Origin of the sequence: Methylobacterium sp. J-077 (genome assembly GCF_022829365.1) — a bacterium.
Taxonomy (GTDB): Bacteria; Pseudomonadota; Alphaproteobacteria; order Rhizobiales; family Beijerinckiaceae; genus Methylobacterium.
The window spans coordinates 48766-57841 of record NZ_JAKSYJ010000062.1; the positions used below are offsets into that span (position 1 = coordinate 48766).

General features: G+C 66.6%; 10 protein-coding genes and 3 pseudogenes. 6 read left to right on the plus strand and 7 right to left on the minus strand.

Annotated elements, in window-relative coordinates; translation table 11 throughout:
* Window positions 1-57: 57 nt before the first annotated feature.
* Both MKL11_RS03830 and MKL11_RS03835 read right to left on the minus strand, forming a co-directional pair.
* Entirely contained in the window at window positions 58-507 is a 450-nt protein-coding gene (locus tag MKL11_RS03830; protein ID WP_243940443.1) for a hypothetical protein, read from the minus strand.
* A 61-nt stretch (window positions 508-568) separates the two neighbouring features.
* Window positions 569-748, minus strand: a pseudogene (locus tag MKL11_RS03835) (transposase); the annotation flags it as partial.
* Between the two features lie 250 nt (window positions 749-998).
* Between MKL11_RS03835 and MKL11_RS03840 the strand changes: the two are divergent.
* Both MKL11_RS03840 and MKL11_RS03845 read left to right on the plus strand, forming a co-directional pair.
* A complete protein-coding gene (locus MKL11_RS03840) occupies window positions 999-1925 on the plus strand; it encodes a Hint domain-containing protein (protein WP_243940445.1) in 927 nt (308 codons plus the stop codon).
* 3 nt (window positions 1926-1928) lie between these two features.
* Window positions 1929-2990 (plus strand): FUSC family protein, encoded by a 1062-nt coding sequence (locus MKL11_RS03845; RefSeq protein ID WP_243940447.1) that lies wholly within the window; start codon window positions 1929-1931, stop codon window positions 2988-2990.
* A 350-nt stretch (window positions 2991-3340) separates the two neighbouring features.
* On the opposite strand, the gene MKL11_RS03850 is transcribed toward MKL11_RS03845, so the two are convergent.
* Complete coding sequence (locus tag MKL11_RS03850; protein ID WP_243940449.1) at window positions 3341-3619, minus strand: hypothetical protein; 279 nt, start codon at window positions 3617-3619, stop codon at window positions 3341-3343.
* A 1439-nt stretch (window positions 3620-5058) separates the two neighbouring features.
* Here MKL11_RS03850 and MKL11_RS03855 point away from each other — a divergent pair.
* Both MKL11_RS03855 and MKL11_RS03860 read left to right on the plus strand, forming a co-directional pair.
* Window positions 5059-5598 carry a hypothetical protein gene (locus tag MKL11_RS03855; protein ID WP_243940450.1) on the plus strand — a complete coding sequence of 180 codons (540 nt, stop codon included), beginning with the start codon at window positions 5059-5061 and terminating at the stop codon, window positions 5596-5598.
* A 353-nt stretch (window positions 5599-5951) separates the two neighbouring features.
* The gene (locus MKL11_RS03860) at window positions 5952-6320 is read left to right on the plus strand and encodes an integron (RefSeq protein WP_243940452.1); all 369 of its coding nucleotides are present in this window, start codon (window positions 5952-5954) and stop codon (window positions 6318-6320) included.
* Between the two features lie 494 nt (window positions 6321-6814).
* On the opposite strand, the pseudogene MKL11_RS03865 reads toward MKL11_RS03860, so the two are convergent.
* A pseudogene (locus MKL11_RS03865) lies at window positions 6815-7176 on the minus strand (hypothetical protein).
* A 95-nt stretch (window positions 7177-7271) separates the two neighbouring features.
* Between MKL11_RS03865 and MKL11_RS03870 the strand changes: the two are divergent.
* Together MKL11_RS03870 and MKL11_RS03875 are read left to right on the plus strand one after the other, a co-directional pair.
* Window positions 7272-7424, plus strand: a complete 153-nt coding sequence (locus MKL11_RS03870; RefSeq protein WP_243940454.1) for a hypothetical protein — start codon at window positions 7272-7274, stop codon at window positions 7422-7424.
* 35 nt (window positions 7425-7459) lie between these two features.
* On the plus strand, window positions 7460-7738 hold the full coding sequence (locus MKL11_RS03875) for a hypothetical protein (protein WP_409565806.1): 279 nt from the start codon (window positions 7460-7462) through the stop codon (window positions 7736-7738).
* Between the two features lie 49 nt (window positions 7739-7787).
* On the opposite strand, the gene MKL11_RS03880 is transcribed toward MKL11_RS03875, so the two are convergent.
* The 3 genes and pseudogenes from MKL11_RS03880 to MKL11_RS33365 form a co-directional block, all read right to left on the minus strand.
* Complete coding sequence (locus tag MKL11_RS03880) at window positions 7788-8303, minus strand: regulator (protein WP_409565807.1); 516 nt, start codon at window positions 8301-8303, stop codon at window positions 7788-7790.
* Window positions 8304-8676: 373 nt separating this feature from the next.
* Complete coding sequence (locus MKL11_RS03885) at window positions 8677-8952, minus strand: YARHG domain-containing protein (RefSeq protein WP_243940463.1); 276 nt, start codon at window positions 8950-8952, stop codon at window positions 8677-8679.
* A gap of 39 nt (window positions 8953-8991) precedes the next feature.
* Window positions 8992-9072 (minus strand): annotated as a pseudogene (locus MKL11_RS33365) (hypothetical protein); the annotation flags it as partial.
* Window positions 9073-9076: the final 4 nt, after the last annotated feature.

Here is a 9076-nt window from a genome sequence, read left to right on the forward strand (position 1 = left end):
TGATCGGCACGCTCGTTGGCCAGGGTCGAGCAACGTCGTCGACCGCCTTGAGGTCGGCTACCTGATCTCGTTGAGAGACGCCTGCAGATCGGCACGGCAAGCCGTCCCGAACTCGGTGAGGAAGTTGAGCTTGCCCTCTCGTGCAAGCTCGCGGATTTCATGCAGGCTCTGGTTGGGGCCGAGGTAGGTGTCGATTACTCGGTCTATGACCGCCTCTGCTGCATCGACAGTGGCCTGCGAGGCAGTGAGCTGCATCTTCGCTAAGAGTGCGTAGAGCAAAACCAAGTCCCCAACATCGTCCCGCTCATGACCAAGTGCATCGCCATAGAGGCGGACTGCCTCCGCGATGAACTCGTTGAACAGCTCGATGCGCCTCGCCCGTTCCGCCTCGCGGATTTTGTCCTGGAACTGGCTTCGGTGCGTCATCCACGTCGTCATGAACGACGCCAACGCTCCTATGGTGGCCCCACCCAGGCCGAACATCGCCGAGATGTAAGCCGCGTCCAACCTTGCCTCCTATGCAACCGCGAGAACAACAGGCCTGTGCCGCCGCGTCTCAAAGGTCCCCCTTACCCCTTCCGCTCTCCGGCACGCCCATGCCGACGAATTGCTTCTTCCAGCGGTAAAACGTCGGCTCGGACACGCCCATCGTCCGGCAGACCTCGTCTCCTGTCGCACCATTTTCCACCTGCCGCAGGGCAAAGGCGATCTGTTCGTTCGTGAAGCGTTTGCAAGGCTTGGCATCCACCCTCCTTCAGGGATCAGGACGCCCGAAAAACTTGCGCTCAGCGGTGAGCAGTTTGCTGGGTCAAGTTCACTGCGGTTATGCTCCCCCCAAAAATATCATAATTGCGCTTGTTGGCAGCTGCCAACGAGAAGCATTTAGTTTAATATATAGATATTATTGGTTTGAGATCTATATTCAGTGTTTCAATGTCTATTAAATATCTGTCATGGCAAATATGATCTTTACGCAGGCGAAACGCCGGATATCATAGATGCATATAACCCCAATACTAAAAGTTCCGTGCTATGTCACTAACGCGCAGATCCTCAGCGACAGGGGTGGGGCCATTATCCAGGATCTGGTGATAGGCGACGTGGTCGTGACCGCCTCCGGTGCTCATCCCCCGGTGCGCTGGATCGGCAGTCGCCGCTTCCCCGGGCTTACCGCCCCGCTGTCCGAACGCCCCGTGCGCATCAGGGCTGGTGCACTGGCCGATGGCGTGCCCGCTCGTGACCTGCGCGTCTCCCCCGACCACGCCCGAATTGTCGACGGCCTGTTCGTCGCCGCCGGTCATCTCGTCAACGGCACGGGCGGCACCCGCGGCGAAGCGGTGGCGGATCTCACCTGCTGGCACGTCGAGTTGGACAGCCACGATCGGCTCATGGCCGAGAACACCCCGGCAGAGGGCTTCCTGCCCACCCCGGGCGTGCGGGCGGCCTTCGACGACGTCCAGGCCCTCGACGCGGGCTCCGCGCCCGTGCCCTACGCCCTGCGCGCCGAACTCAGGCGCAAACTGGCCGCCCTGCGCGGGCAACTGACCCGACGCGCCGTCTCTTCGGGCGAGACCGCCGACCTGGGCCCCGTGAGAGCATGGCTGGACCGGTGTGCGATCCGCCTTGACGGCGCGCTGCACATCGCCGGCCGGGCGCGGGATGCCGCGCCACCCGACGCCCCAGTGTGCTTGAACGTGCCGGTGGACGGGGTTGTGGTGGCGGTCACCGTGGCGAGTGAGTACCGCACGGACCTCGCCGCGGCCGGTGTGGGAAACGGTCGGTACGGCTTCGACCTCGGATTGGACGTGCGGCTGGCGTCGGGCGTGCCACACGTCGTCGAGGTGCGTCATTCGGCCGACGACGCGGTGATCTGCGCGGTGGCTGCGGACACGGCGGCCCTGTGGACGGCGTTGCTGGCGGCGTGATCCATGTTTGGCGCTACCCACCTCACACGATGGCTGGAGCGCGTCGATCCCGGCACACATCGGCGCATCAAGGGTTTGCGGCTGGTCACCGCTTACGCGATCGCAGCCTTGCTGGGTGCGGTGCTGGAGCGGCATCAGGCCGGGAATGGCAGCACGCTGAGTTCCCTCGCAGGTGGCTTCGCACTCTGGGCCAGCGTCTCCGAAGGTCAGGCGACCCGTGGTGCGTCCAGCCGTGATCTCCTGATCCTGTGCGCCGCTGCCGTGGCGGGTGCGCTCAGCATGATCGGCCTGGCTGCGATCCTCGGCCCGCGGACTTGGCCAGGACCCGAGGCGATCCTGATCACGGGCGCCTTCCTGGTTGGATACCTCAAACGGTACGGGACGCTCGGGGCCGGCGTGGGGTCACAAATCTATATCGGGCAGCTGCTGGCCTACGGCGCATCCCTGCGCCCCGCCGACAGCGGGACGGCGGTGCTCGCGGGCACAGTCGCGGCGGTCGCCGCCATCGTGCCGCGGGTGCTCAGCGGCCCTGCCGAACGGCCGGTATCGCCGCCTGTCGGTGGGCCACTCGAACTCGGTGGCCCTGCTCAGCAAGCCCGCGAGCTACGCATGGGGCTGCAGGCGGCGCTCGCAGCGACGGTCATCGTCCTGCTGGGCGACGCGTTCCACCTCGAGCAGTCGGCCTGGGCCATCACGGCGTGCACATACGTCATCGCGGCATCGACCGCCGGAACCCTCGACCGGGTCCGACGCAGAATCCTGGGCACGCTCGTCGGTGTCCCGCTTGGACTGCTGCTCCTGCCGGTTGCACCACATGCGCCCCTCGTCCTCTGGCTGGTGGCGGCGCTCGCGATGGTCATCTACGCCATGGCGCTTCCCGAACGCTACGACGTCGCCTGCGGGGCTTACGCGTTCACGCTGATGGTGACGCTGGCTGCCACCGGCGAGCGCTCGACGCTGCTTCTCGCTGCGCGAGCCTGGGAGACGCTGATCGGTGGTGCAATCGGCCTCGCGACCGCGCTGATCGTCCTACCCCTGCGTCCGCGGCGGAACGTGAGATCCTGAAAGCGTCATCAAGCTCGATCCCTCCCAGCCTTCTAAAATCTCAGTCTCTCGCTACCCACGACACCATCGCCGTCTAAGCCGCTGAGGATTTCCATCGGCACGCGCCGGTTCGAGGCCCGACTGCCATCCTCGACGACGACATCGGACAGGACGGAGCCTCGATCCTGAGGCAACTGGTTCACGCGCTTGGCCACGCTGGGCCGATACCCCTCCGGTCCCGGCCGGCCAAGCACTGCGCTGTCAGCTCCACGGATCAGGGCATCGTGCACGATTGCCGCGCTCTGGCTGGCCTTGCGCGGGCGCGCGGCGGTGGGATGATCGCCGATCCGATCCACCAGACCACGGCGACCTCACGGATCCTGCCGACCGCCGTCCCTTCGCGAGGACCGTGGTGCGTCGGCGCGCTCAATCTGCGACCGGGCCTCGACCCGATGCGACATCCGCCCGACGCCAAGCAGCGCATGCAGCTTTGCCGTCACGCCGGCCATCGCCAGCAGCCCGAACGCCAGAGCGAAGATCGATAGGGTGTGCCCGATCGCGTCGTCGTACTGCCGGCCGGCGTGAATGATCAGCCAGCCCACGCCGATAAAGATGGCTGCCGAGATCAGCAGGGTCGTCAGATCGAACATCGTCAACAACGGCCTGGGTCACGGTCCGGTTCTGCGGGGGCAACGGGCGATCTCGACCGGACGACACGGTCTCGAATCCGTGCGGGCGGTCGCGCGGGCCGAGCTATGCGGCGGCGGTCTGCGGCGGCTCGGCAGAGCGAACAGGCAGGAGGCAGGGGGGGGCGTCGACGATCGCCCAGCGCTTCCCGCCAAAACATCTGACGATTCCGAGTTTTCAGCGCGAACGAGCGCGATTTTCACGTGACCGACTGTCGAAGATTCTAAATCCTCCCTGTCTTGAACTGTTTCTGGTTCAGACCAGTTCTCAAAGGATGACACGGCGTGGCCCGATTGCAGTGGGCGACCTGCAGCCCAACGGCGTCGCCCGGCCCCTCGCGGTCGCTCGGCGCGCTAATCCCCTGTCATCCTGGGCCACGATCGCGCTGTCCTGCCTGTCTACCCTCACGCTGCTGGCCACAGGCGCATCATGGCTTGCTTCCGGCAGCGGTTGGATCTCGTCCCCAACGACGGGCAGCACGTCATCTGTCGTGCCCGTCGAAGCTCCACCTCCCGTCATCTTTCCGTCCTGGGTAGAGGTCCCGCACCTGACCGGGCCGCTATCGGCCCGAGACGATCCGGATGCCTCCCCCCCTGCGGACGGAGCGCGCTCCTTCCTGGATCCGGACCCGGCGGACATGGCGGAGCAGCCGGGATTCCTGCCGCCCCGCGCCAACCCGCGCTTGCCGCTGATCGGCCGCGCCCCCCTCGACGCGGTGCGTCTCACGCACGAACAGTCGCCCGTTTGGAACGACCGCACCGAACGCCGGGATGGCGGGACATCGGTTCCGCCGTCCGTGGTAGCGACGCTCGAATCCGAAGTGCCGCCACAGTCGCGGGATCGAGTCGGGACGGGGCCGACGCGAGCCCTTCCGACGCACCCGACCCCTGCGCCGATCCTGCCGCCTCGATCGGCGCAGACGCAGACCCCGACCGAGATCCTCGTTCGTCCAGCACCGACGATCACCGCTTTGCCCCCGCCCGGACGTGTGGCGACGCTCAACCCGGATCCCGCCCAGCAGGTGGCGGATCGACCGAGCCCGATCACGCCGCTCCGCGACGCAGGGGGGGTGGTCGCGCCGATCCTCAACCCCGGACCGACGCGACACACGCGGTCGCTCAGGCGGCCAAGGCCGGCGACAGCGGCCTCGCGGGCTCCGGTCCCGTACCGCGACACGGAGCAGACGGCGAGCATCATCAGCCCGCCGAGGTCGGTTCGGGGGCAGATCGATGCCGGCGCGGTCGCGCACGCCTCCATGCATCGGGCGCAGGCTGAGCGCTCGGCGAACCCACCAACCGCTTCCGCGCCGTCCGCACCCTGGACGCTGCCACCAGCCCTCGCGCCGACGGACTAGCTTGATGCCGCGGCCCCTCGTTCACCCCCGCGAAGAAGGAGAGCCGTGATGTTCCTACGTTCGATCTGCTGCGCTACCCTCGTCTCCGTCCTGGCCGGCCCTGCGCTGGCGCAGGATGCACCCGCCACGCCGGACAGCTCGGCCGCCACATGGCAGATGCCCTGGCAGATCGCGCCGATCGGACCTGCCTCGGCCGCGGCCGGTGAGCAGACCATCCTGTCGATGGTCCCCGGCACCGGCCTGGTGAAGGGCACCTCCGCCGCTCTGCAGACGATCGGACAGCCCCTGCCCGAGGTGCCGGGCCGCAACCGCACGGTGGAGACCTGTCGAGCCACCGTCATGAGCGAGGCCGGCAAGGCCGGCATGAAGCAGGTTGAGGCGGTCTCGGCGGGCGCGGACAAGACCGACAAGAAGGGCGACTACTTCGCTCCTGTGCTGTTCCGCATCACCTACGACCGTCCCATGGTGTACGAGGTGCGGGAAGCCGCGATGATCTGCGTCGTGAACCGGAAAGGCGCCATCGTCGACGCCTACATGCCGGCCGACGAATCGGTCGTGACGCAATGGACGGCCCTCGGCCACCGGTGACCTGACGGCGACAGCACTTCTACGCCCGCGACACGCCCACCTCTTCCCGTCGACGCACCCGAGGCGTTCGCGACACCGCAAGGTGTGCGGCGGGCAAGCACGCGATGACGGGCGCTCTCCGGGCCAGTTCCCCGCGGAGAGCCCGCGAAGCCTCGGCCGGGCAGTCGCGTGAGGGCCGTGCAGCGCGGCGGGACCGGAGATCGCAAGCGCCGGCCCATGGCCCGGATCCTTCCCGTGAGCAGCCGCGTTGTCCGCCCTCTCGCCCAGCCTGGCGGTCGAGTTGCCGCCCCTCCCGACATCCAATCGCTCGACACCCCATGCCTTCGATCGTATCGCGGCTTGCGCCCCTTCTCGTGCTCATGCTGCCCGGCGCGGCCTTGGCTGAGACCGCGCCTTTGAACGTGCCGATCCTGATGCACGGCGCGATCGGCGACGACGCCTGTCCTGATAAGGGCCGCATCATCGAGGTCGGATCGGAGCCGGACAGTTACCTGGCGGTGCAGAGCGGTCCCGGTGAAGCGCCGTTCCGCGAGCTGGGCCGTCTGCATGACGGCGACACGGTCGTCGTCTGCGAAAAGCTCGGATTGTGGTTGGGCGTCGTCTACGGATCGGCGTCGCTCGGCTGCCAGACTACGATCCTCGTGCCCGTCGAGCAGGCGTATACCGGGCCCTGCGACCATGGTTGGGTCCTCGCCCGCAACGTGAGCGTCGACCCGAGGTGATGCCGCGTCAGCCGAGCAGCCAGATCAGCCCCATGGCCCCGGTCATGAACAGGGCGGAGGATCCCAGCACTGCGCCGCCCTCGCGGTTGTGCAGGAAAAAGGTTCGGGCTGTAGCGAGCATCGCAAGGACCGGAGACGGCGTTCGATCCGGTCAGTGTGGCAGCCGAACTGTGCCGGTTCGAGGACCGGGACGAGGCCGCATGGCAAGAAATCCGAGCTGTCGCTGGGCCGTCACACCCTGCACCGTCGCAGGAGGCTGAGACTATCGGCTTCGGACGTCCGAGGTGCTGACGGCACCCGCTGCAGCGGCCGTGAGCGCTGCGCTGATCACGAACAACAGACCGGTCGAGATCATGGATCGGGCTCCTTCAGATCAAGAGAACCAGCATCCGCAGTGGTTAACGGGGCATTAACCGTTCTCAAATCGGGGCGAATTGCGGCAGCCAATGCAATCTACGTATACGCCGTAGCTTCGAACTTGGCGCGCTACGTAGTCACGCGATCAACAGCAACCTGCTGACCCGCGTTGAGGTGCAGGGCCCACCGAACTGGTCGCCCATCGCCTCTCGCCGGAACAGCGTGCGCCTCCGCCGACGCTTCGGTCGATCATATGGCAGCGTTGGCAAAAAGCCGCGAGGTTAGCATCCGCGTTGTTCGAGGTCTTCTGATCCCGATGCGCGGCGGCAAGGACGACCCTGGTCCGGCGGACGCGGCCGAGGATGTCATTGCCCGACCTGATCCGGATCCGGCGCCCCCTGCCATCGCGCCACCGGCCGGCCTCGGCATCCCAGTCGTGCCCGTCACCAAGCTGGTGGACCATCTGCGAGAAGAAGCGGTGCTCGGGCCGGATCGGCATGTCGGCGGCACTGTGCCGCCGGGTATCACGGAGGCGCAGCGGTCGGATGTCCCTATCTACCGCTCATGGACCTATCAGACGTTGCGTTCTGGGCGTTGCTCGCCATCGCGATCGCCGGCCTGTTCCTGCCGGTCGCGATCGTATGGTGGAAGGGCCGCCCCATCGGGCCGATCGCCGTGCTGAGCTTCGTGTTCTGGCCCGGCGCGCTGATCCTGGCGCTGCGGTTGCGACGCCAGCGGAATCTGTAACCTCAATTCGGGTGAGGGCCTGAACGATATCGAGCGTGGTCATGTTCAGCCCAGGACCGATCGAGCCGATCCGTCTGGAGGAAAACGCCATGTCGATGAAAACACTCGCCCTCGCTGCTGCGCTGACGTTCGCGATCACCGGGTCGGCTTTCGCTCAGATGTCGACGGGCGGTGGCAGCGCTCAGAGTAACATGAACAATCCGGGCAGCGTGAAGAGTCCGTCGCAGAAGCGCATGGGCGGCCAGCGCGGCATGATGGGTATGCGGCATATGACCCACCACCGGCGGCATCACATGCGCCGCGCCCGCATGTGATTTCAGACGCACCGGCCCCGCAGGTTCAAACCTGCGGGGCTCCGTTCAATCAGGCTGGGCGACCAGCGGCCTTCGCGGCACTCCCGTCCGCGACCTGCGCCTCAAGCTGCGCCTTGAAGTCGGCAATCCCGAGCACCTGGGTCGTTTTCCCGTTCTCGTCGAGGAACTCGTACAGCGCGTCGTCGATGTTGCGGTTGCTGAAGAAGACGATCGCATCCTGATCGCCGCCACCCTCCTCGTGAGGCTCGCCATGCGCGGGGCCGGAGACGAAGCTGCCGGTCGGGCGGATTTCCTTCAACGCGCCGTTCGGCCGGTAGAACCGCAGCTCGCCCTGGATGACCAGGGTGACGTAGGGGCAGTGATGCCGATGCAGCATCACCCGCTGGTTGGCGGCGAACTTGAAGAGCACGTCGACGATGCGGTTTTCCTCATCGACCTTGTAGACGAAGAAGGCGATGTGATCGAGCCAATCGAGGGTGCGCCACGTGATGTTGCTCTGATCGAAGCTTGGCACTGCCATTCGGTGTCCTCCGGTTTGTTTTAGGGCGAGCGGTGATCGGCGCACGACCGTCAACCGTGGCTCATCCAGGACGGAAGCTGGGGCTGCACCCCATAGGATCAAACCTGCAGACGACAGACCTGCTGCCCGAGCCACGCACGGCTGCTTGTGGATCACCCATGCTCGGTACCGCCGGAAATATCCGGGCCCCGTAGGCGGATGCGCGGATCCGGATCAGCCTGCTGACGAGCATCGGGAGCTGCTCCGGCGGAATCGTCCTACCGGCAGCGTTCTGCTCGAGGATGCGGTCGGCGATCGCTGTCGCGCGCCGGGAGGCCTCGGCCACCTTATCGGGCTCAGCGCGGGAGCCAGTTACTACAGATTGCCCTTTCAGATCCCACGCGGTCCCGCATGTAGCCTTGGCCGGCGGGCCAAGCTGTCACCGCGCGCACCCCAGTTGACGCTCCGTCGCCCGGATCTGGGCCACCTGCTCTCGCTGACGCGTCGACAGCGGCACGTCCGCCTCGTCGTCGAACTGGCACCCGGCATTGCCGAACGCCCGAATGGCCTGTGGGGTGCGGAAGCAGTAGCCCGCGGCCTTGAAGATCGCGTTCCGCTCGGACCACAGCTCCTCGCACGATGACGAGGCGGATCCGCTCGGCGCGCTGCGGCCGCTCGCGGCCGTGCGGCAGCAGCCGACGTAACGAGCGCTCACCCATCCGGTCTGGCCGGACGGCAGCTGGATGTTGACCCAGCCGCCCTGGCGGCCGAGTTCGGTGAACAGGGTATCGGGTCCGAGGCGCGCGAGACGGACGCCTTGGGTGCCGCTCGGCAGGCTG